The following is a 23,748-nucleotide window of genomic DNA, read 5'->3' on the forward strand; positions in this document are numbered from 1 at the left end:
TAAACAAAAAGAGCATCCTATTCTTTCAGGATGCTCTTTTTGTTTTTATTTTTTATTTATTCGCAACTGATTACACGGAGAACAGTGAAATGGAATTTTGTCTAAACAATTAAAGTTTGTTTCACAAATTTGTTCTATCGTTGGAACAAATGGAATGACAACTATGTTACTATCTATTATTTGTGTAACAGGTGGCAATACTGTGCCTACTTGATGTTCGAAGCGAATACTCGCTTGATTAATATAATTTCCTGAACCACTTGGTGCACTCTGAACTGTTACTTGGAACGAAACTGTCCGTGCTTCACCTGGATTTAAACTTCCTATAAGAAACCCTGATACTGGGCTTACATTTGGCACTGGCGTATTATCAACAGTTACACTTCCAGGAACAAATTGAACACTACTATCTAACATATCTTGAAAACGAATATTTTGTATCGCTGTATCTCCCGTATTTGTAATAACTGTCGTAAACGTAATAACATCTCCAATTGTTGCTGATTGAAGATCTGCCGTTTTTACGACTGTTGTTGAAACATTTTGAGGAATAAACGGGATAACAACTGTATTACTATCGCCTTCAACTACTACTGGCGGCTCATTAGGATTTACAGTTGCAAGCCCATTCGCTGTAGCTGTATTTGTTACTAAGTTATTTATTTGCCCTCCTGTTATTACAACTTGGAAATTAATAATTGCTGCATCATTCGGCTGAAAATCACCTAAAAGGATACCGGTATTCGGATTGGCAAATGGAAAAGGTACATCATTTACCGTTACCGTGCCATTTATAAATAACGTATTTGGGTCAATGATGTCTGTTAAAATAATATTCGTCACAGGAACTGTACTATCATTTATAACAGCAATTCCGTAAGTGACAACATCTCCTACCATTGCTACTTCAAAGTTTGCTCCTTTTGCAACAAATAAGATTGCAGTATTTACCGTTACAATAACTGTATTACTCGTGTCCATCACTGTAACTGGCGGTTCCCCTGGTACTAAAATATATTCTGCCGATGCCCCAGCAACGTTCACTACTGTACCACCATCTGGAAAACTTGTAATTGTAGCTTCATATGTTACAATCGCCGTCTCACCGACTGGAATGTCTAAAATCGTAAATCCAACCTGCGGATTTACTCCTGGACGTGCTACTCCATTTACCGTTACACTATTTGGTACAAAAGCCGCTTCCGGAGATAACACATCAATAAATTGAACATTCATTGCATCAGCCGTACCAGTATTTAATATGCGAACACGGTACGTTACCGTTTCTCCTACTCCAACAATTGAATGATCTACTTCTTTCAGCATATCTAAACTGCCTCTATTTACTGGTGTGACTGTCGTATTACTTGAATTCGTAATTGTAAACGGTGGTTCTCCTGGAATCAATTCAAAATCTCCAGTTACTCTCACTGTATTCATAATGCTACTAGAAGGCGGAATTACAATTACATTTACTTCAAATGTGATTAGTATGCTATCTCCTACTGCAAGATCCGGTAATGAAAAGCCTACAAAAGGATCTAAACCTACTTGTGGAATCCCATTTATCTGTACACTCCCTGGAACGAATTCTAAACTAGGTGATGGAACGTCAATAAATTGCACATTTGTCGCTGTTACCGTTCCTGTATTTGTAACTTGCACACTATACGTTAACGTATCTCCTAATCGTGTCGCCTGTTTGTTGACAGTTTTTATAACATTGAATCGCCCTCTATTTACCCTTGTTATTGTCGTATTACTCGGCTCTGTTACTACAACTGGTGGTTCTCCTGGTACTAAAGTAAAACTTCCTGTTATATTTGCAACATTCGTTATCGTTCCTGAAGATGGAATATTTGTCACTATCGCTTGGAACGTCACTATAGTCGTATTGCCAACAAGTATATCGCCAATTCCAAACCCAGTAATCGGATTCAAACCAGGTTGCGGAGTTCCATTTACCGTTACACTATTTGGTACAAATGACGCTCCTGCTGAAATCGTATCAATAAACTGAACATCGTTAGCTGTTACTGTTCCTGTATTCGTTATTTGCACTGTATACGTTAATACATCTCCAACTAAGGTAGCAACTCTATTGACTTGTTTAATAACATTAAAGCGTCCTCTATTTACAGTTGTGAGCGTTGTGTTACTTGGCTGATTTACTATAACTGGTGGTTCTCCTGGTACTAATATAAAGCTTCCAGTAACATTTGCCGTATTGGCAATTGTTCCGTTTGATGGAACACTAACAACGGTTACTTGGAATGTGACTTCTACACTTCCCCCTGAATTTATATCTGGAAGTGGGAATCCATTATTAGGATTGAACCCAGGTTGTATCACACCACCTATCGTTACACTATTCGGCACGAATGCTATAGAGGAAGGTAATACATCACTATATTGAATATTCGTCGCTGTCACTGTCCCTATATTTTGAACTACTGTCGTATATGTGATTGTATCGCCTACTGCAACAATTGGCTCACTTACTGATTTTAAAACATTCAAACCAGGTTCATTTATTTCGGTTAATGTCGTGTTACTTGTCGTTGTTTCAGTAATAGGCGGCTCTGTTTCACTTACAGCAAATGTAGCCGTAACATCTACAAAGTTAACAACTGTTCCACCTTCTGGTATGCTCGTTACCATCTCTTGATATGTGACAAGTACAAAATCATCTACAGGTATATCTGGAACTGTAAAACCGATAAAAGGATCTAATCCTGGTGCTGGTACCCCGTTTATGCTCACACTTCCTGGTACAAATGCTACACCCGCGGAAGTAGTATCTATAAATTGAACATTCGTCGCTGCCACTGTTCCAAAATTAAAAATCAATACATCATACGTTAAAATTTCTCCTACAGTCGCTACTTCTTTATCTACTAGTTTTAACGGAAAAATAAACGCTATATTAATTGTCGTAACGACTAAATTTGTTAATATCGTTTCCGTAATCGGTGGTTCCTGCGGATTTGGTTGTGAAGTAAATGTAACGTCTGCATCATTTAATATGACTTCATTATCTGGAATTTCTGTAATCGTCACTCGGAACGTTACCTCAATACTTCCACCATTAATTAATAATGGAGTAACTGTAAATCCTATTTCTGGATTTAAACCAAGTTGCTGCACCCCACCTATCGTTACACTATCTTCTACAAATGTCGTTCCTTCTGGTATGACATCTTGGAAGAACACATCTGTAACAGGTATAATTCCTACGTTTGAAATTAGCACGGTATACGTTAATACATCCCCAACCGCTCCAGTTGCAACGTCAACTGTTTTGGTTGCTGTTACTTCACCAGGAGGAGGTAACGGTATCGTAACTACTGTCGTATTACTTGAATTTGTCGTTGTTACAGGGGGCTGTAAAGGATTTAATAAAAAAGTGGCTGTTGCAGATGCGGTGTTTAGTACGGCTCCGCGCGTGGATGGCGCAACTACTGTTACTTGGAACGTTACAGTCAATGATGTGCCAGCAGCTATATTAGGAAGCGTAAAACCTATATTTGGATCAAATCCAGGTTGAGGAGTTCCATTTATCGTTACACTATTTGCTACAAATGTTGTTTCTGGAGCAATTGGATCAATGAAAGAGACATTCGTTGCTGTTACCGTTCCATTATTTCTAATGACAACAGAATACGTGTAAATTTCTCCAAGTGCCGCTTGTTGTACAGATGAAGATTTTTGTATATTTAACTGTGCTGTGTTTACTTGCGTCACGACGAAATTGCTATTCGTAACAGTCGTTATTGGAGGATTAGCTGGATTTATAAGAAAACTTGCAGTAACGTTTGATTGGTTTCTAATATTTCCACCACTCGGGACACTCGTCACTATAACTTGAAACGTAACTGTAACGGTTTGCCCAACTGGAATATTCGGAACTGGAAAACCTACCACAGGGTCTGCACCTTGCTGAACAACTCCATTTATCGTGACACTATTCGCTACAAACGCAGTTCCAACAGGAATCGGATCTTGAAAAATAATATTTGTTGCAGGAACAGTTCCTGTATTTTGAATAAGAATCGTATACGTTAACGTATCTCCTACACCTGCTTGCGGTGTGTTTACACTCTTTATTACATTAATTGATCCTACATTCACTCGCGTCACAACAATATTACTAATTGTTACAATTGTAATTGGTGGCTGCAAAGGACTTACTTGAAAATCAGCAGTCACATTTGCATTATTCGGAAGAACTCTATTTGGTGGTACACTCGTGATTGTCACCTGAAAAGCAGCTGTTACCATCCCTCCTACTGGAATATTGGCAAGCGGAAATCCAGTCGTTGGGTTTAAACCTGGCTGAGGTGTTCCGTTTATTGTTACACTATTTGCTACAAACGTTGTTCCAGATGGAATAGGATCGAGGAATGATACATTTGTTGCTGCTACTGTTCCACTATTTTGTATACGAACTGTATACGTTAACGTATCTCCTACACCTGCTTCAGTAGCGCTTACGCTCTTCATTACATTTAACCCTGAAGAATTCACGACTGTCATAACAGTATTACTTGGTACTGTTACAGTAATCGGTGGCTCTGTTGGATTTACAAGGAAATCTCCAGTTACATTCGCATTATTTACGACATTATTTCCTTGGGGAATTTCATCAATTAATACTTCAAACGTAACAATTACACTCGCGCCAGTAGGCAAATTATTTAATGGGAATCCAAGTTCTGGATCTGCCCCTTCTTGTAAAACACCATTAACAAATACACTGTTTTCAATAAATAATGTCCCTTGTGGAATTGAATCTTGGAAAAATACATTTGTAGCTGGTACACTACCTGCATTTATGACTTCGATTGTATATACTAAAACATCCCCTACCGTTGCAACATCCGTATTCACTGCTTTCACAACTTCAAAATTCCCTGATTGTACAGTTGTATTCACAATGTTACTAGGAACATTGATTGTTACTGGCGGTTCGCTCGGATTCACTTGAAAACTTGCTGTTACATTTGCTTGATTTAAAATATCTTCATTTTCTGGATCCTGTACAATTAATACGTCAAATGTGACTACAACGGTTTGAGCCGCAGGAATATTTGGAAGAGAAAATCCTGTATTCGGATTCAATCCACTTTGCGGTACTCCATTAATCGTTACAGTATTTGCAACAAATGAAACAGCGGAAGAAATAGTGTCTTGGAAAAACACATTTGTTAACGGAACGTTTCCTGTATTTTGGACGGCAATCGTGTATGTTAAAGTGTCCCCTACTGCCGCTTGCGTTGTATTCACTTCCTTTATTACATTTAAACCACCTGTATTAACTTGTGTTACAACTGTATTCGTTTGTCTATTAATCGTTACTGGCGGCTGATTCGGAATAACGACGAAATTAGCCGATACATTTCCACGATTCGCAATCGTCCCTCCTGATGGCGTAGATGTGACTCGTACTTGAAAAGTCACTGTCCTACTTCCACCTGGAGATATATTCGCTACTGTAAACCCAGTCGCAGGATTTGCTCCAGGCTGTGAAACCCCATCTACAGTTACACTATTTGGTATAAAAGTCGTTCCAGTTGGGATCGGATCTTGAAAAATAACATTTGTCGCAAGTACATTTCCTGTATTTTCAATTGTAACGGTGTACGTAAGAACGTCATTAACTGTCGCAAAAGCTCTATCCACTGTTTTTCTCGTTCTTATATCAGCTATATTAATAGTAGTAAATACAGTATTACTTGTCGCTTGACCTGAAATTGGTTGTTGGCCAGGCACTGGAGTAAAGTTAAATGTTACACTTGCACGGTTCGGAATTGGATTTACAAGCGGATTAGATGTTACTCGAACTTGAAAGCGTACTACAGTCGTTTGTGAAGCATTAATACTTCCAAGATTAATACTACTTGATGGATTCGCTCCTGGACGTGCTACTCCATTTACCGTAACACTATTTGCGACAAATGTTGTTCCAGCAGGTATACTATCAACAAAAATCACATTATTTGCAGCGACATTCCCATTATTCGTCACATTAACTGTGTACGTTAATACATCATTAAGTGTTGCCGTCTGTAAATCTACAGATTTTTGCAAACTTACATTTGCGCGATTTACCGTCGTCTGTACTGTATTTGAAGAAGCTGTACTTGTGATAGGAGGACTTCCAACAAAAGGACGGAATTGGTATGACACCATTGCACGATTTGGAATAGGGTTTGGGTTCGGGAACGATGTTATTCGAACTTGAAATGTAACAATTCTTTGCGTGTTATTTGGGATTGTACCTAAATTAATTCCATTCGCTGGATTCGCACTCGGTTGTGTTACTCCACCTACCGTTACACTACCTGCTACAAATGTCGTTCCGTTCGGAATACTATCTTGTAATACAACGTTTTCTGCACTTCCTGTTCCTGTGTTCGGGACCGTAATCGTATAGGTGAGAGTATCCCCTACCCCTGCAACTGTTCTATTAACCGATTTAACAGGATTAATGATTGGACCTGTCGCATCAATTTGAACACCAAAACCAGCTGCAGCGTATCCATCTCCATTTGTGACAAAGCGAACAGTTGCTGACGTTTGATTGTTTACTAAAGAAGATGAGGCATCTACATTCGTAATATCCCACCCTTGTCTTCGGACCGCTAAAGCGATTCCTAACGGCTGATTCAAATCTCCAAATGTGCCGCTCGTATCTAGATTGCCACTATCATTACAAATTTGTGATTGAAAGAAATTATTCGCGGGGTTTCTCGGGCCGAATAATGCGACTGTAGCATTTGCATTCGGTCCAAAGCGAAGCTGATCTCCAACAATGTTAGAATCACCTTCTTGAGCAGTTACGAGCACTCTTCCTGTAACAGCTCCTGTTGCCGGAGTAGCAAACCCTGAAATAGTAGCATCAACTGGCGGGGATGAAGCATCGATAATCTCTTGACCTGCATATACTGACAAATTCCGAAGTGGTAAACTTGCATTTTGATAAACTACCTCAAGCGTCCAGCCAACTGAACGACTGATTGTTGGATCAGCTGAAGTTCTTGCAGCTGGCACGGCACCTGTTGTATATGTGCCTGCCCCACCTGCACTTACAAGATTCGTTACATTAGCAGAGCGAACATAATAAAACTGGTTCCCAACTGAACCTTGCTGCGCAGTTGCAGGATCTGGTGCAACAGAAAATGTTCCTGCTGGTGTTGTAAATGAAATATTATCATTTAAAAATGCTGTAACATCCTCTGTATTGGTTCGGTATGTGCCGGCCCATACTAGTTCTGCGTATAAAACACTACTCCCTGCTGGAAGGTTCAAAATTGCACTTGAAGAATTTAATGGCCAGTCATTCGTTGTTCCTGCCGGGAATCCAGGCACTTGAAGCGATGTATTTATCGTTGTAAACACATCAATCGTGCCGAAGTTATTGTTTGGTGCAGGTGATGTAGGACTTAGTCCCAACGTGTTCCCAGTGAACGTGACAGCACCAGTTACTGTTGTTGTAAAACGATTCATAAAAGGCACACAATCATCTCATTTCATTTATAGTAAAAAGTGCTCTATACTATAAAATGTAGACAAACTATATAATGTACGTTGTCCAACAAAATTCCACATATATGGAGAGGAGTTTACTATACTATGCGCTACGTTATCGTAACAGGAACTTCACAAGGTTTAGGTGAGGCAATCGCCGTGCAATTGTTAGAAGAAAATACAACCGTTATCTCTATTTCTAGGAGAGAAAATAAACAGCTTGCAAAACTCGCAGAGCAAAACGACAGCAATTATATTTTCCATTCCATAGATCTTCAAGATGTACATAATTTAGAAACTCATTTTAACGAAGTCTTTTCATCTATTCAAAAAGACAATGTCTCATCGATTCATTTAATTAATAATGCAGGAACACTTGCACCAATGAAACCTATTGAAAAGTCAGAAAGTGAACAATTCATTACGAACGTTCATATTAATTTAATCGCACCAATGATTCTTACTTCCACTTTCATGAAACATACGAAAGACTGGAAAGTAGAAAAACGCATTATAAATATTTCATCTGGAGCAGGAAAAAATCCTTATTTCGGATGGGGAGCTTATTGTACAACGAAAGCCGGTGTAAATATGTTTACACAGTGCGTAGCTACTGAAGAAGTGGAGAAAGAATATCCTGTAAAAACTGTCGCTTTCGCACCTGGTGTTGTTGATACAAATATGCAAGCACAAATTCGTGAAACAAATAAGGAAGACTTTATTAACTTAGATCGATTCACCGCATTAAAAGAAGAAGGAAAGCTGCTGTCACCTGAATATGTTGCGAAAGCTATTCGTAACTTACTAGAAACTGAGAATTTCCCGCAGGGTGAAGTAATTCGAATTGATGAATAGCAAAGAGGCACGCTATAATAGCGTGCCTTTTCATTCTATTTCTCTAAAAATATAAGTACAGACTCCATAATCTTCTCATAACCAATTTCTTGATAAATTTTATTTGATGTCGGATTTGCCAGGTCCGTATATAATGTCGTTGTTTTGTAGCCTTCATCTAACATACGTTGACTAAGTGCAGCGACACAACTAGATGCGTACCCTTTTTTCCGAGCTTCTTTCGGTGTATATACAAAATTAACTGTTATATTGTTTGTAGTCGGTCTCGTTTTTGCAGCTACAGAAACAATCTTCCCGTCTACTTCTAAACCAAATAGACAACGATTAGTAATTAATGTATGAGCAGTTTGTTTCGCTTCTTCTTTCGTAGTAGGAAGCTTCACATCTTCGCAAAATTGATATATCCACTGCTCTATTAATGTTAGCTCATCACTACTTACTTCTCGAAAGATTCCATCTCCGTTCCACTTTTTCTTTACTTGTTTTAATTCATATATACCTTGCTCCATTGCAACATTAGTTTTCTTATTCTCTAACACTGCAATCTCTTCCGCTAATTTCTGTACGATTTTTTTATTACCAATCAATCCAGGAATATGTGGATATACTTTCGTTAACTCTTTTGCAAGTTCCTTAATAGCTACTGCCGAAATCTCAGACGTAGCAACAATTATTTGTTTCTTTTCTTCTGTTTGAAGAAATACACCTGCAATTTCTTCCTCTTGTTTTGCTACTCCTATAAATATCGGTTCTTGGACCATTTGTAATACACCTAATATGAGATTATTTTCCTGCTCATTCTTCTCTAAAAATGGTTTAACCTCTTCTGTAAAATTAAGAATCTCTTCATATACATGTAGTTGAATCATCGACAATCTCTTCTCTCTATTTATAGTTTCATTAAGTATTGGCGATTAATTCATCAAATCCTTCTTTTACGATTTAATAATGTTCGAAGCTAACGTATTCAAATCATTTTCAGCTTGTAAAATTCTTTGTTTTTCCTTTTTAAATACCTCTTCTTCTTTTTGAAATGACTCTTTTCGATTTTTAATCATACGCTCAATCTCTTTTTTACTCGGTCCACCATATACATTTCTTTTTTGAATAAAAGCTTCTGGTGATATAATTTCTTTCCACTCTTCTTCTAATAAATTTACTTTCAAATTTTCTTGTAAGTATACATTTATCTCTTTGAAATTTAATTCATGTAACTCCTTTTTCTGCTCCAATGACATATTCGCAATCGCACTTGCTGCATGATGTGCATGCCGAAATGGTATTTCATAGTTTTTCGTTAAAACATCTGCGAAATCTGTAATCGTAATCGCGTGTTTATATGAACGACTTTTTAACGTTTCCTCTTCTACTTTCATCGTTCGAATAACTGCGTTCATCATACAAAAAACACGAATCGCCTTTTCGATTCCTTTATATAAATACGGCTGCAAGTCATCCTCCGTATCGACAATATCGCCAAATGGTGTATTATGAATCATTTGAAATACAGTAAATGCTTCCCCTAAAGCACTACTCGTAATAGCACGGGCATGTTCTATTGAAACAGGATTTCGTTTTTGCGGCATAATACTACTTATTTGCACATATGGCTTCGCTACAGTAATCCCATCATATTCTTTCGTCGCTAATAGTAAAAAATCATGAATCCATCTACTCGTATTCGTCATAATAACCATTAGTAACGAGCTAACTTCTAATAAATAATCTGCTCCAGCAACAGCATCATATGAGTTCTCAATTACATTTGTAAACCCAAGTAACTGTGCCACTCGTTTTCTCTTAATTGGGAAGCTTGTTGTAGAAAGCGCAGCTGCCCCCATTGGAGAATGATTTAAAAGATGATACGCTTTTTTCATTCTTTCTAAATCTCGTTGCATCGTATCATAAATTGCCAAAATATAATGACCAAATGTTGTCGGCTGCGCCGGTTGTGTATGTGTATACGCCGGCATAATTGTTTCCATATGTTCACCGGCGAGCTCCAGCATACTTTCTTGCAGCAATAAATGATGTTCCATTAACCGCAATACAAATTGCCGTAAACTCATGCGATACATCGTTACACCCATATCATTTCTACTTCTACCGATATGCATATTACTTACAAATTCACACTTTGCTTCTTGAGAAAGCAAATGTTCAACTAAGAAAAAAAGATCTTCATGTTGCTCTGTATATAGCAACTTCTCCTTTGGAATCCCCTCTACTTTTTTAAGTGCGATTAATATAACTTTCGCTTCTTCTCTTTTCATTAACTTCTCTTCAGTTAACATAGTAATATGTGCCCTATGCACTTGAAACATATCTTTTAATAAATAATTACGCTGAAAATTAAATACGTGCTGTAATACACAATCTACATATGTTTTCCCAGGGAAATCAGCGCCTTCATTCTTAATAAACTCTTCTTTACTCTGTTTCATCACCTTTTCCCCTTTCGCCTAAGTGTTACTACCCATCATACCCAAGGATGGTGAAAAAGTGCTTGTACATAAAAATAAACTCGGCGCTCATAGCACCGAGTTTATTTAATAAAAGTCGCATCATACTTATCACTTTGCAACACTTGAAAGTGTAGATTTGCTAAATGTTTACGTATTTCAGCACTGTCATCTTCATTTAAATTATTTGCCAAGAAAACAATTTCTGTACAGTTTCCGCGTTTATCCATTGCATAAACTGCTTTTGTTACCGTCCATGGTGTATAACCATTCTTTTGTCCAGCATGTCTGAATGTTTTACGATATTTCTTTGCGCTCATATCTGTTTCAACGATATTCGCCCACACTTTTTCTTCCGCTTCTGTAAGACCACCTTGATGATTTGCCTTTTGAAGCAGTACCATATAATCGTTAGCGGAAGCAGCCGGCAATCTATCCGACCAAATTTTGTCATAACGTTCCTCTAAATACAGAGGAATTTCCTTCTGTAATAATGGCCCCTTCTTTTTTAAGCGTTCATGAATAATCATAGCATATTCACGATATTGCTCTTGAGACATTTCTTTTAACTTTTTCTCTATTTTATATTTTGGAACATGTAATTCTTTATGCAAATATCCCGGAATGTATAAAGATGAAACAATCGGAAATAGCGGTTGATGTGCAGGAAGTGCTAAACTTTGTAAATTCCGATTAATATTGTCTAATCCTAATACCTCCATTAAATATTCAGTATTTGCATTAGAACTAAACTTAACCATTCCTTTTGCAACTTCTTCTAAAGAAACCGCTCCTTCAGTTATCTTTTCTTTTTTTTGCAAATAATTTTGCCATCTATCTTGTGCACCACCATCTGTACCCGGCACATAATAACGATTCACATCATTAATTGAAACGAAACTAGACGGATCGATTTTCCCCTCTGTAACTTGTTTCGTATATTCAAGCGCCACAATTAACTTCATCGTACTAGCAACTGGCAATACAACATCCGGATTTACAGAATACACGACTTTATCATTTCTTTTTATTAAAAGTGCACTATTCTTTTCATCTTTATGTTCTTCAATAAAGGATGCTATGTACTGCGCATCATCATTATTTGAACTCCACACTTTTTTCACTAAAAAGTTACCTGATATCAGCAAAACAAAAATACCCACAATCACTGCGCATACTATAGTTTTTTTCAAGTAAAATTCCTCTCCTATTGTGTAACTCTTCTCTATTTATCTCTTAAAAACAAAATAATGGAGATGATTATTTAAACAATCATCTCCATTATTTTAACTTGTATGCTACTATTATGTCTACGTCATAATTTTCACAAAATCCTCTAGAAACTTTTTATAATGTAAAGACCAGCCAATTTTAACCCAATTTTTCAACGCTTTTGCTTCAGGTTGCGGGCGAAAATCAGCGATACTTTCCCCTTTCGCAACTCCAACCGTATCTACATCAACACGACGATACACGTAATCTAAAAGAGATGGATTTGCCGCTACCATCATCGTTACTACATCATGCACTGGGCTCCCTGTTATTTTAGGATTCAGATTTTTATAAGCTTTATAATAATAATCGAAAATCGGTTCTATTAATTTCTTGAAATTCGTTTTAGAATGTTTCGTAATGTATTTCACCATCTCCGGTGTAATAATCGCTTCTGATGTAACGTTAAGCGGTATTAATGTCACATTTTTCGCATTTTGCATAACTAATTGTGATGCAATTGGGTCACCATGAAAATTGGCTTCCGCGACCGGTGTAACATTTCCGGGCATTAAAAAAGCTCCGCCCATTATATAATATTCTTTCACATACTTCATCATTGGTTTTTCTAAAATAAATGCCGTCGCTAATGTTGTTGATCTGCCGGCATCAACAATGATTAGTTCTCCTTTATATTTTTCAATGATATCGAAAAATGCACAAAAAGGTTTAATATTGGGAGAAAAATTTTTAGGAGGCTTAATAGGTCCCAAACCGTCTACCCCATGAATTTCCGGATAATATGTTACAAAATCCCCAGATAAAGGAATTTTCGCTCCATTAATAACAGGTATATCTTCCCGGCCCGCCATTTGCAATAAATACGCCGCATTACTCGTCGCCTTTTCCTGCGTTACATTCCCATATCCTGTTACTACTCCAACAATATCAATATCAGGATGCAATAATCCATACATAATTGCTAAAGAGTCATCAATTCCTGGGTCTCCTAAAAATAATATTTTTTTCATAGACCTCAACTCCATCCCATCAATTGTTATTACTTTATGAATACATGACGGAATACAGAATGAAAAAGATAAATTTTGTATAAACAAAAAACGTAGGAACTTCATATTAGAAGTTCCTACGTTTTTCTATATTTTTATGCTACTTTTTTCATCGTAACCATACTACCAATTATATAAGAGATAAATGCAAAGCAAATCGGGAAAACAACTGTATGTATACCGAATGGATTAGGGTAGCAAAGGTGAATAAACATATAGGAACCTACTCCAACTAAAATAGATGCGAGAGCTCCAGTTGCATTTCCTTTTTTCCAATATAAACCTAACACAATCGGCCAAATGAACGCTGCTTCTAAACCACCGAAAGAAAATAAATTTAACCAAATTAAAAAGTCTGGTGGCTTAATAGCGGCAGCATATACGAGTAATCCTACGATACCAGTAATCAATAGGCTACCTTTCTTTATCGTACTATCCGCGGCATCTTTATTTATGTAGTTCACATATATATCTTTAATAATTGACGAACTTACAAGTAATAATAATGAGTTCACAGTAGACATTATCGCTGCCATTGGTGCAGCTAAGAAAACTCCAGCTAACCAAGGTGGCAACACTTCCATTGCGAGTAGCGGCATTACTTTATCTGGTACCGTTATGCCTGGAAGGACTACTCTTGCAAACACACCTGTTAAATGCATACCAATCATAATTGTACCGACGACAACCGTTCCAATGATTAATGCTTGGTGCATAGCTTTTGAATTTTTATAAGACATAGCACGCACACTAATTTGCGGTAATCCAACGACACCAATCCCAATTAAAATCCAAAATGATGTGACATATGATTTCGTTAAACTTCCATCCGCTCCGAACGGTGTTATTAGATTCGGATTAATTTGAATAAGTTCCTGCATAATCTTTTCAACTCCGCCACCAGCAATGACAGTAGCAATTAAAATGATTGTTGTTCCGACTAACATAATGATTCCTAATAACGTATCTGATAAAGCGACTGCACGAAATCCACCAATTAACACATACACAAGTACAGAAAATGTAAATAAAAATAGTGCCGTTGTGTAGGAAAGTCCTGTTAGCGACTCAATTAATCGTCCGCCGCCAACCCACTGGGCTACTGTTGCTGAGAACAAAAAAATTATAATACATAACGCAGAAAGAACAACTACCGCTTTATTATTGTATCTGCCCTTTAAATAATCAATAAGCGTAATTGCTTCCATCTTTCTAGCGATAATAGCAAACTTTTTACCAATAACCGTTAAAACGATATATCCTGTTACAACTTGAATCGCTGATAACAGCACCCATCCAAGACCCATATTGTAAGCAATACCAGGCCCGCCGATAAAGCTACTTGCACTACCGTACGTAGCAATCATCGTCATAGCTAATAATAAGCCACCAAGTTCACGCCCACCAAGAAAATATTCTTGTAAAAATTTATTATTAGCGGTTGCTTGTACACGTCTTGATGCATATACACCAATTAAAAACACAACGATAAAAGAAATTATCATTGGGATTATTACATACCAATTCATCTATCATTCCTCACTTTTTTCTTCCTCATCGAGTGAAATATCTTGAAATAAAAAACGAACAACTAAAATAAGCAAAATAACCATTACGATAAATCCAACGATACAGCTATAAAAAAACCATGCTGGAAAACCTAATACATATGTATATTCACTTGGATCCTTACTTCCAAGCCCATAAGCAAATCCATACCATATTATAAAATTAATAATAGCTAATCCAAGACCAATTAACGCTTCTCTATGGGCAACTCGAAAGCGCGGATCATCATGATAATTCTTCATTTTCCCCCTCCTCTCACGATGTATAATTGTACCACTGTTTTTCTAGTTTTTCCTACTAGAAAACAAAAACGCGCAGGATTTTTTGTAATTATATAGAATACAATGTTTCATTACATATTTTTTACAATTGTAACGAAAATGAAATTTGAATTTTCAGCATTTTTTATTTATGATTTTAAGTAGAGGCTTTTCATCTAGTTCCCACATCCTTGATTTCGGAATAAACGCCGTCTCGTACTGCGTTTAAATTATATTTTCAAGGGGGTTATACAATGAGTCAACTAGCTGTAAATCTTCATGAAAAGGTAGAGAAATTTCTTCAGGGCACAAAGAAACTATATGTGAACGGAGCGTTCATTGAAAGCGCTTCCGGAAAAACATTTAAAACTCCTAACCCAGCAACTGGTGAAACACTCGCTATCGTTGCTGAAGCTGGTCGCGAAGACATTCATAAAGCTGTGGTAGCAGCTCGAATGGCTTTCGATGAAGGTCCTTGGTCACGCATGAGCACTGCTGAACGCAGCCGTCTTATGTACAAGCTCGCTGATTTAATGGAAGAGCATAAAGAAGAGCTCGCACAGCTCGAAACGTTAGATAACGGAAAGCCAATCCGTGAAACAATGGCGGCAGACATACCACTTGCAATTGAGCATATGCGCTATTATGCTGGCTGGGCGACGAAAATTGTTGGTCAAACAATTCCTGTTTCCGGTGATTACTTTAACTATACACGCCATGAGGCTGTTGGTGTCGTCGGTCAAATTATCCCTTGGAACTTCCCACTTCTTATGGCAATGTGGAAAATGGGAGCTGCGCTTGCTACAGGATGTACAATCGTTTTAAAACCTGCAGAACAAACTCCACTATCCGCTCTATACTTAGCTGAATTAATTGAAGAAGCTGGATTCCCGAAAGGTGTTATTAATATCGTTCCTGGATTCGGTGAATCAGCTGGACAAGCACTTGTTAATCATCCACTCGTTGATAAAATTGCATTTACTGGTTCTACTCCAGTCGGTAAACAAATTATGCGACAAGCATCTGAATCATTGAAACGTGTTACTTTAGAGCTTGGCGGTAAATCACCGAACATTATTTTACCAGACGCCGACTTATCTCGCGCGATTCCTGGTGCACTTTCTGGTGTTATGTTTAACCAAGGACAAGTATGCTCTGCTGGATCACGCTTATTTATCCCAAAGAAAATGTATGATAATGTCATGGCTGATCTCGTCCTCTATTCTAAAAAACTAAATCAAGGTGCCGGTCTTAACCCTGAAACAACAATCGGTCCTCTCGTTTCCGAAGAACAACAAAAACGTGTAATGAGCTACATTGAAAAAGGGATTGAAGAAGGCGCTGAAGTACTTTGCGGAGGAAGTAATCCATTCGATCAAGGCTACTTCGTTTCTCCTACAGTATTCGCTGACGTAAATGACGAAATGACGATCGCAAAAGAAGAAATTTTCGGTCCAGTTATTTCTGCAATACCTTTTAACGATATTGATGAAGTGATTGAACGTGCAAATAAATCACAATTCGGCTTAGCGGCTGGTGTGTGGACAGAAAATGTTAAAACAGCACACTATGTTGCAAGTAAAGTACGTGCTGGTACTGTATGGGTAAACTGTTATAACGTCTTTGATGCAGCATCTCCATTTGGAGGATTTAAACAATCCGGTCTTGGCCGCGAAATGGGATCTTACGCGCTGAACAACTATACAGAAGTGAAGAGCGTTTGGATTAACTTAAATTAACGAGAAAGAACCTGACCTACTCGGTCAGGTTCTTTTCATTATGTATTCATTTACACTTGCAACCCACCGCTCACATTTAATACCTCTCCTGTAATGTAAGACGCATACTCTGATGCTAAAAAGGCAGCTGCGTTTGCAATATCTTCCGGCGTTCCGATTCTTCCAACTGGAATCGCTCCAACCATTTTCTCTTTTACTTTATCCGGTATTGTTTTTGTCATATCAGTATCCATAAATCCTGGACAAATCGCATTACACGTAATACCAAAACTTCCAACCTCTTTCGCTGCTGTTTTTGTTAAACCTACAACCCCTGCTTTTGTAGCCGCATAATTTGCTTGTCCAATATTTCCTTCCCTACTAATAGAAGAAATATTAATAATCCGCCCATACCCTTGTTGCCTCATATAAAGAAGCGCTGGCTGCATACAGTAAAAAACGCCAGTTAAGTTCACTTGTAATACTTGTTCCCAAGCTGATTTCTCCATCTTATGTAACATTGCATCTTTTGTAATTCCAGCGTTATTCACTAAAATATGTAATGTACCAAATTTTTGCACCGCATATTCAATTAACGACTTCGCTTCATTTTGATTACTCACATCACATCGATATAAACTCACATCATACCCTTCATCTGATAATTCACGTGTCGTTTTTTGTAGCTTCTCTTCATTTACATCACTAATTAATACTTTGGCCCCTAGTTTTGCAAAAACTCGTGCGATTTCTTTTCCAATCCCCTGCGCAGCACCCGTTACAACAGCTGTTTTCCCATTCAACAAGTCCATCCCTATCCCCCATTTCTATTAGTTATATTGTATATTTCGGCTCTATGCTTTCCAAATCCTCTTTGTATAAAAAAGTCTATTTGTGTCAAACTAACTTTGCAACGCCGCATAAAACACAAGGAGATTGTTTCGAATGAAAAAAAAGAATGTAGATCGAAACAAAGCTGCCGATGGCATTGATGTTGAGTTCGCTCGCGAACTCGCTGACCACAATGACTTAGAAGCAAACGCACGTGCAAATGCCGCTGATGCACGTCAAAAACGCCAATCAACAGAAAAATAAGGAACTACAACGTTCCTTATTCTTTTCAACAGGGACCTACTACCCATCAAAATAAACCGAGAGTATCTCTCGGTTTATTTTCTATATTTCTTTACGTAGTGCGCTAAAGCAAGTAACGGATATATATGTCCATAACTATGATAGCGAATATAAAAGCCCCCCGGTAACCCTGTACCAGTAGGATATTTTTCATTCATAGTAGACTGCGCGAGCAAATATGAAATTCCTTTTCGAATAATCGGTGTTTCTTGATCGTAGTAAGAAATGAGTGCATCAAGTGCCCACGCTGTTTGTGACGGCGTACTAAAAGGTAAAGAAATAAATTTTTTCTCTACACTACTTTGACAGGATTCTCCCCACCCTCCGTCTTCATGCTGCAAATGTTCGAGCCATGAAGCGGCTTTTTTCAACGCTGGATGAGTAGAAGGCACTCCTAATGCACGTAAGCCTGTCATCGTTGCCCATGTCCCATATATATAACATATCCCCCATTTTCCATACCATGATCCATTCTGTTCCTGTACATCCATTAACCATTTGATAGCTTTCTTTTTTTGCTCTTCAAGCAACTCATTCGGTGCATACGTTCCGAATAATTCTAACACCCTACCTGTAATATCTGGTGTGGACGGATCGGTTATCATATCACTCGCATTTTCAATCGGCAAATTCGATAGTAACTTGCTCGTTACCCCTCGTTCAAAAGCTCCCCAGCCTCCATCATTGTTTTGCAATCCTTTCACCCATTCCACGCCTCTTCCCCACGCATCATCTACTCTATCATTCCCTCTACTTCGCGCTAACGCTCTAAGGGCAGCTGTAGTATCGTCTATATCAGGGATCGTCGTATTAACATCTGAAAATCCCCAACCGCCAGCTACAAGTGATGATGCATGTACGCTCCAATCTACCTTTTTAGTTTGTTGTTTTTGCAATAAATACTCCGTCGCCCTTTGAATCATCTTATTTTCATTTGTAACTTTAGCTTCTTGCAATGAATAGCTAAGTAAAGCGGTATCCCATACGGTAGAAGGAGAATTTTGCAAATGACTTCCTCTGTCCATCTTCCATATATAAGATTTTAATCCTGTCACAGCTTTCTCAATAATTGGAGACTGAATAGAGTGTCCTAATGCAAGCAAAGCATAAATCATATAAAACGTAGCACTGGCGTAACTATATAATGTTCCATTTTCATCTATACGCTCCTTCATAAAGCGCTCTACTTCTTCGTATCCTTTATGATGTAACGATAATGGATAAGATATTACCTTTTTCACATCACCTAAAAACGATTGAAACAGCGGAGACCGCTCCTCTCGAAACCATTGCCCACCCCCGCCTGCAATATGATTTAAATTTGGCAATAACTTTTTCTCTACACGGAATCTCTTATTCATACAAATCATCATCGGAATTAAATGTATACGCGCTGAGCTGCTTAGCCCAAATATACTGAGGGGGGAGTCATCTTGTAAAAATAAGATTGGCGTTGGAAAGTGAAAAAGCGCAGGAAATTCATATTCTCCATGAATCGCTAATAAAAATTTCGTCATAAAATGAGCACGAGAAACTCCCCCGTGTTCCTTAATAAACATTTCAGCTCGCCTCATATTCATAGCTTCTTTCGAATATCTTTCCGAAGCAAGTAAAGCAGCATATGCTTGAATCGTCGCGGATAAATTCCCTCCCTTTTCATCTTCGTATAATTTCCAAGTCCCTTCATTTGTTTGAAGAGATACTAACCTTTTCACAAACGGTTCTATTTCGTCATTTCGCCCTAATAATTTGAGTAAAAAAATCATGTGACAATCCGTTAGCAAAGCTCCTTCAAAACAAAATTGCCACGTTCCGTCTTGCCTTTGCATCGTTTGAAGTGCAGTCGTTCTCCGCTCTATCTCCTCATGCACTTTGTCATATAGTAGCACACCGCTCACCCACCCTTTCTAAGTCCGTATACGATATTCGAAAACTCATCTAAATATGTATGAAAACAAAGAAAAGCAGAACGTGCATTACACACATTCTGCTTACAAACAATACCCAACCCCGACAACAATTCCTAATAGTGCACCAACAACAACTTGATACGGTGTATGTCCAACGAGCTCATTTAACTTTTTATATTCTGTTTGTCTACCATGAAAAAAATCATTCAATATTTTCGCTTGCTTACTTACCGCAAGCCTTACTCCTGAAGCATCGTACATAACAATAATGGCAAAAATAGCGGCAACCGCAAATATTGGACTCTCCACACCTTCCACCACTCCGACACCTGTAGCAAGTGCAGTAACAGTCGAAGCATGCGAACTTGGCATTCCACCTGAAGCAAAGAACTTAGCAAAATCAAACTCGCCTGTTTTTATTAATTTAAAAACGACTTTCGTTAACTGTGCTAAAAACCAAGAAATTATAGCTGCTATAAGTGGATCATTATGTAAAATTGTTTCCATGTTTTTCAGCTCCTCACTGACTATAATGGAATTTCTATATAATATAAGTATAAAGAAAAATGCGTAGAAAATACTACGCATTATGATACTTTTGCTGATTTATTTTTAATAAATTTTGGTTGCTTCTGTAGTAGAAACTTTGTTTTCGCCATTGAAAAGACAAATAAAGCAATCCATATACAGAAAAACGCAATCATATGAGTAGATGTGAAATGTTCACCAAAAACGAACACACCTAAAATTAAACTAATAGTCGGCGCGATGTATTGTAAAAATCCTATCATATAGAGCGGAATAAGTTGTGCTCCTTTAGCAAAATAAAAGAGTGGTAACGCTGTAACAATACCTGCCCCTATTAAAAGAAACGTTGATATTGCCGAAATAGAACCGAACGAACCAAAGCCATGAACTCCTGTCATAAACAAATATATAAGTGCAAATGGCGTCACTAACATCGTTTCCATCGTAAGCCCAATTGTTGCATCATAATTTAATAATTTTTTTGTTAATCCATATAATCCAAATGAAAAAGCAAGTGAAAGAGAAACCCATGGAATTGATCCGAAACGTATCGTTAAAATAACAACGCCCAATCCAGCTAAACCAACCGCAACATATTGCCAAAAATTAAGCTTCTCTTTTAAAACAACTGTACCAAGTAAAATACTTATAAGTGGATTAATATAATACCCAAGACTTGCTTCGATTACATGGTTATGATTTACGGCCCATATGTATACAAACCAGTTTCCACTAATAAGTACCGAAGCAATTGTTAATGACATTAATAATTTAGGTCGTTTAAAAAGGGCCACTAACTCCCCACCAAACTGACGAAACCTCTTCGTTACTCCTAAAACTAACAACATAAAAACAAATGCCCAAACGATGCGATGCGCTAATATTTCATCTGCCGGTACTTCCTCCACCCATTTCCAATAAATCGGAAGGACTCCCCACATCGTATACGCACCTGCTGCATATATAATCCCCTGCTTTTGCTCTGCTGTTTGACTCCCCATCTTCCTTTTTCTCCTCTTCTCTTTTTTTCTTCATTATAAAGTCTCACATACTTACTTTACCAATATTCAATCTGCATTTCTTTCGACATTCCTCTTGCAAATCCTTTATATGTATAAAAACACTCCTACTGTTATAATAACGAGCACTGGAATACCGAAGACAAATTTACTTTTATGTGTCTTATGATGAAACATATACATACCAATCCAAGCTCCAACCGCTCCTCCAGCTGCAGCTGATAAAAACAACGTACTTTCTGGCGTTCTCCACTGCTTTTTCTTTGCTTTTCGCTTATCAAGCCCCATCATACTAAATGCTATAACGTTGATAATAATAAAATAAATCCATTTCATCTCTTTCTCTCCCTTAAAAAATCCGCTTTATGTTAACACGAAAATAAGGTGCGCACAAATAAAAATGGCTATAGGTAAAAAAACTTTAGCCTACAGCCATAATTGTAATACCTTATACTCTATTTCTAATCTTACTATGTTTTTTCGCGTATATAAAATAAATAAAAATACCTACAATAACCCAAATTGCAAAACTGATTAAAGTGGTTTTAGAAAGATTTAATGCTAAATATAAACAACTTACTATCGCAAGTATAGGTAAGAATGGAACTAACGGAGCACGGAACGGTCTTTTCAAATTAGGATGTGTCTTCCTTAATACAATTACAGCTATAGATACAAATATGAAAGCTGTTATCGTTCCCACATTCACTAAATTTGCCAACAAATTCAAGTCCAATAAACCTGCTAATACAGCCGCAAGAATACCCGTAATCCATGTATTAAAAAATGGTGTTTGATAACGTTTATGAACACTCGAAAATCTTTTTGGTAACAATCCATCTCGGCTCATCGAGTATGATACTCGAACAAATGCGAACATAGCAACTAACAGAACTGTTGTTAAACCAGCTATCGCTCCAACTGATAATAGACCAGCAATTCTATCCTCTCCTACAATACGCAGTGCATATGCAACTGGATCAGCTACATTCAGATCCGTAAATGGAACCATTCCAGTTAACACGAATGAAACACCAACATAAAGAATTGTACAAATGCATAAAGAGACAAGTAATCCAATTGGAACGTTACGTTGTGGGCGTTTCACTTCCTCTGCTGCTGTTGCAACTGCATCGAAACCTAAAAAGGCAAAAAATACAGTCGCAGCTCCTCCAATAACACCATGGTATCCAAAAGGAAGAAACGGCTGCCAATTCTCTGGCTTTACATAGTTTGCTCCTACAATAATAAATACTAAAATAACAGCCAGTTTAATAATAACCATTATATTATTTATACGTGCACTTTCTTTCACACCACGACTTAGTAAAAATGTAACAATTAAAATAATAATAACCGCTGGCAAGTCGATAATCCCGCCATTCCCCATCCCTGGTGCAGAAGCAATGATTGCCGGAATATGAATATTAAACCCTAGTAGCAATGACTGAAAATAGGCTGACCATCCCGCCGCCACCGCAGAAGTAGCTAATAAGTACTCTAACATGACACACCAGCCAACTATAAAAGCAAAAATCTCACCTAATGTCATATACGTATACGAATACACACTTCCTGAGACCGGGACTGTAGATGCAAATTCAGCATAACAAAAGGCTACACAAGCACATACAATTGCAGCTAACATAAAAGATAATACAATTGCTGGACCAGCATGTTTCGCAGCTACAATACCTGTTAATACGAAAATACCTGTACCAATAATTGCTCCAATTCCTAAAAGCGTTAAATCAATTGCTCCTAAAGTTTGCTTTAACACTTTTTTCTTTTCTTCATTCATTGCTTTCTTTATAAATAAACTCATTCGTAGAAACCTCTTTTTCAAAATTATCCCTTACTCATTACAATCTTTATTACTGTTGCTATTACACATTAATAATATTCATGCTTTACTTTCACTCCCTATATAGACTCCACAAATTACATAATTTAAAATCAGAAAAATCAATCTTCTAAAAACAAGCTTGTTAACAGGCTTGTTTTTAGAAGATTGATTGAATTTATCACAGGATTAATTATATTGTCAACAATATAATTAATTCACCCGAATTGAATAATTATAAATAAAATAGCATTCCAAAATATACGATACCACTCACGAACACTGATGATTCCCATTTTAATACAATTTTCATTATTCCAAAATTCATTTTTATACATTTAACTCAATGTAATCCCCGTATGCAAACATGATAAAATCAGTCGATTTGTTATACAGAAATAACTATTCATCTTATTAGAGCAATTAACTTTCCTGCAAATTACAAACAGTATTTTCACTTAAGACAATAAAAAAAGCGCAGATGTTCATCTGCGCTTTATTCTTCCGCTTCAATTTCTGTACTATTATTATCGATATGTTCCTTTTGAGCTTCTTCTTGCAGCTCTGCTGAAATCATTCCATAATAAATTTCTGGATATAATCCAAATATTTGATATACACTTCCTAAAAATGGCATC

At 37.3% G+C, this 23,748-nt stretch carries 17 protein-coding genes; 3 read left to right on the forward strand and 14 right to left on the reverse strand.

Annotation, left to right across the window (positions count from 1 at the left end; translation table 11 throughout):
* Window positions 1–45: 45 nt before the first annotated feature.
* Window positions 46–7,518, reverse strand: coding sequence for a DUF7507 domain-containing protein (locus NSQ69_RS17395; RefSeq protein WP_341099563.1), 7,473 nt, complete (start codon window positions 7,516–7,518; stop codon window positions 46–48).
* 117 nt (window positions 7,519–7,635) lie between these two features.
* Between NSQ69_RS17395 and NSQ69_RS17400 the strand changes: the two genes are divergently transcribed.
* Window positions 7,636–8,385, forward strand: a complete 750-nt coding sequence (locus NSQ69_RS17400) for a (S)-benzoin forming benzil reductase (RefSeq protein WP_002128461.1) — start codon at window positions 7,636–7,638, stop codon at window positions 8,383–8,385.
* A gap of 35 nt (window positions 8,386–8,420) precedes the next feature.
* Here NSQ69_RS17400 and NSQ69_RS17405 read toward each other — a convergent pair whose 3' ends face one another.
* The 6 genes from NSQ69_RS17405 to NSQ69_RS17430 all read right to left on the reverse strand — a co-directional run bounded on the left by NSQ69_RS17405 (window position 8,421) and on the right by NSQ69_RS17430 (window position 14,940).
* Window positions 8,421–9,254, reverse strand: a complete 834-nt coding sequence (locus NSQ69_RS17405; protein ID WP_002128462.1) for a GNAT family N-acetyltransferase — start codon at window positions 9,252–9,254, stop codon at window positions 8,421–8,423.
* Between the two features lie 66 nt (window positions 9,255–9,320).
* A complete protein-coding gene (gene argH / locus NSQ69_RS17410; RefSeq protein ID WP_078203401.1) occupies window positions 9,321–10,829 on the reverse strand; it encodes an argininosuccinate lyase in 1,509 nt (502 codons plus the stop codon).
* A 101-nt stretch (window positions 10,830–10,930) separates the two neighbouring features.
* Window positions 10,931–12,040, reverse strand: coding sequence for a serine hydrolase (locus NSQ69_RS17415; protein ID WP_002128464.1), 1,110 nt, complete (start codon window positions 12,038–12,040; stop codon window positions 10,931–10,933).
* Window positions 12,041–12,157: 117 nt separating this feature from the next.
* Window positions 12,158–13,090: a nucleoside hydrolase gene (locus tag NSQ69_RS17420; RefSeq protein ID WP_012261383.1), complete on the reverse strand. Its 933-nt coding sequence runs from the start codon at window positions 13,088–13,090 to the stop codon at window positions 12,158–12,160.
* A 134-nt stretch (window positions 13,091–13,224) separates the two neighbouring features.
* Window positions 13,225–14,658 (reverse strand): sodium/pantothenate symporter, encoded by a 1,434-nt coding sequence (gene panF / locus NSQ69_RS17425; RefSeq protein WP_002087740.1) that lies wholly within the window; start codon window positions 14,656–14,658, stop codon window positions 13,225–13,227.
* A 3-nt stretch (window positions 14,659–14,661) separates the two neighbouring features.
* On the reverse strand, window positions 14,662–14,940 hold the full coding sequence (locus NSQ69_RS17430) for a YhdT family protein (RefSeq protein ID WP_002014357.1): 279 nt from the start codon (window positions 14,938–14,940) through the stop codon (window positions 14,662–14,664).
* A gap of 272 nt (window positions 14,941–15,212) precedes the next feature.
* Between NSQ69_RS17430 and dhaS the strand changes: the two genes are divergently transcribed.
* Window positions 15,213–16,697 carry an aldehyde dehydrogenase DhaS gene (dhaS, locus tag NSQ69_RS17435; protein ID WP_002014355.1) on the forward strand — a complete coding sequence of 495 codons (1,485 nt, stop codon included), beginning with the start codon at window positions 15,213–15,215 and terminating at the stop codon, window positions 16,695–16,697.
* A gap of 50 nt (window positions 16,698–16,747) precedes the next feature.
* Here dhaS and fabG read toward each other — a convergent pair whose 3' ends face one another.
* Window positions 16,748–17,488 carry a 3-oxoacyl-ACP reductase FabG gene (gene fabG / locus NSQ69_RS17440; RefSeq protein WP_002128467.1) on the reverse strand — a complete coding sequence of 247 codons (741 nt, stop codon included), beginning with the start codon at window positions 17,486–17,488 and terminating at the stop codon, window positions 16,748–16,750.
* A gap of 133 nt (window positions 17,489–17,621) precedes the next feature.
* Here fabG and NSQ69_RS17445 point away from each other — a divergent pair, with 133 nt between their 5' ends.
* Window positions 17,622–17,771 (forward strand): YfhD family protein, encoded by a 150-nt coding sequence (locus NSQ69_RS17445; RefSeq protein WP_002128468.1) that lies wholly within the window; start codon window positions 17,622–17,624, stop codon window positions 17,769–17,771.
* A 74-nt stretch (window positions 17,772–17,845) separates the two neighbouring features.
* On the opposite strand, the gene NSQ69_RS17450 is transcribed toward NSQ69_RS17445, so the two are convergent.
* The 6 genes from NSQ69_RS17450 to NSQ69_RS17475 form a co-directional block, all read right to left on the reverse strand.
* Window positions 17,846–19,699, reverse strand: a complete 1,854-nt coding sequence (locus NSQ69_RS17450; protein ID WP_002185204.1) for a terpene cyclase/mutase family protein — start codon at window positions 19,697–19,699, stop codon at window positions 17,846–17,848.
* 102 nt (window positions 19,700–19,801) lie between these two features.
* Window positions 19,802–20,227 carry a divergent PAP2 family protein gene (locus NSQ69_RS17455; RefSeq protein ID WP_000447809.1) on the reverse strand — a complete coding sequence of 142 codons (426 nt, stop codon included), beginning with the start codon at window positions 20,225–20,227 and terminating at the stop codon, window positions 19,802–19,804.
* Window positions 20,228–20,307: 80 nt separating this feature from the next.
* Complete coding sequence (gene rarD / locus NSQ69_RS17460; RefSeq protein ID WP_002014350.1) at window positions 20,308–21,249, reverse strand: EamA family transporter RarD; 942 nt, start codon at window positions 21,247–21,249, stop codon at window positions 20,308–20,310.
* A gap of 105 nt (window positions 21,250–21,354) precedes the next feature.
* Entirely contained in the window at window positions 21,355–21,603 is a 249-nt protein-coding gene (locus NSQ69_RS17465) for a DUF1294 domain-containing protein (protein ID WP_000871335.1), read from the reverse strand.
* A 112-nt stretch (window positions 21,604–21,715) separates the two neighbouring features.
* Window positions 21,716–23,092, reverse strand: coding sequence for an APC family permease (locus NSQ69_RS17470; protein ID WP_002128470.1), 1,377 nt, complete (start codon window positions 23,090–23,092; stop codon window positions 21,716–21,718).
* Window positions 23,093–23,606: 514 nt separating this feature from the next.
* Window positions 23,607–23,747 (reverse strand): hypothetical protein, encoded by a 141-nt coding sequence (locus NSQ69_RS17475; protein ID WP_002128471.1) that lies wholly within the window; start codon window positions 23,745–23,747, stop codon window positions 23,607–23,609.
* Window position 23,748: the final 1 nt, after the last annotated feature.

This window comes from Bacillus sp. FSL R10-2201, from assembly GCF_038008665.1.
Classification (GTDB): domain Bacteria; phylum Bacillota; class Bacilli; order Bacillales; family Bacillaceae_G; genus Bacillus_A; species Bacillus_A mycoides.

What these genes read in the sequence shown, in the direction of transcription:
- NSQ69_RS17400 (WP_002128461.1), top strand. Translation starts at nt 7,636, where the DNA reads ATGCGCTACGTTATCGTAACAGGAACTTCACAAGGTTTAGGTGAGGCA.
- NSQ69_RS17405 (WP_002128462.1), bottom strand. Translation starts at nt 9,254, where the DNA reads ATGATTCAACTACATGTATATGAAGAGATTCTTAATTTTACAGAAGAG.
- argH (WP_078203401.1), bottom strand. Translation starts at nt 10,829, where the DNA reads ATGAAACAGAGTAAAGAAGAGTTTATTAAGAATGAAGGCGCTGATTTC.
- NSQ69_RS17420 (WP_012261383.1), bottom strand. Translation starts at nt 13,090, where the DNA reads ATGAAAAAAATATTATTTTTAGGAGACCCAGGAATTGATGACTCTTTA.
- panF (WP_002087740.1), bottom strand. Translation starts at nt 14,658, where the DNA reads ATGAATTGGTATGTAATAATCCCAATGATAATTTCTTTTATCGTTGTG.
- NSQ69_RS17430 (WP_002014357.1), bottom strand. Translation starts at nt 14,940, where the DNA reads ATGAAGAATTATCATGATGATCCGCGCTTTCGAGTTGCCCATAGAGAA.
- dhaS (WP_002014355.1), top strand. Translation starts at nt 15,213, where the DNA reads ATGAGTCAACTAGCTGTAAATCTTCATGAAAAGGTAGAGAAATTTCTT.
- fabG (WP_002128467.1), bottom strand. Translation starts at nt 17,488, where the DNA reads ATGGACTTGTTGAATGGGAAAACAGCTGTTGTAACGGGTGCTGCGCAG.
- NSQ69_RS17445 (WP_002128468.1), top strand. Translation starts at nt 17,622, where the DNA reads ATGAAAAAAAAGAATGTAGATCGAAACAAAGCTGCCGATGGCATTGAT.
- NSQ69_RS17455 (WP_000447809.1), bottom strand. Translation starts at nt 20,227, where the DNA reads ATGGAAACAATTTTACATAATGATCCACTTATAGCAGCTATAATTTCT.
- rarD (WP_002014350.1), bottom strand. Translation starts at nt 21,249, where the DNA reads ATGGGGAGTCAAACAGCAGAGCAAAAGCAGGGGATTATATATGCAGCA.
- NSQ69_RS17465 (WP_000871335.1), bottom strand. Translation starts at nt 21,603, where the DNA reads ATGAAATGGATTTATTTTATTATTATCAACGTTATAGCATTTAGTATG.
- NSQ69_RS17470 (WP_002128470.1), bottom strand. Translation starts at nt 23,092, where the DNA reads ATGAGTTTATTTATAAAGAAAGCAATGAATGAAGAAAAGAAAAAAGTG.
- NSQ69_RS17475 (WP_002128471.1), bottom strand. Translation starts at nt 23,747, where the DNA reads ATGCCATTTTTAGGAAGTGTATATCAAATATTTGGATTATATCCAGAA.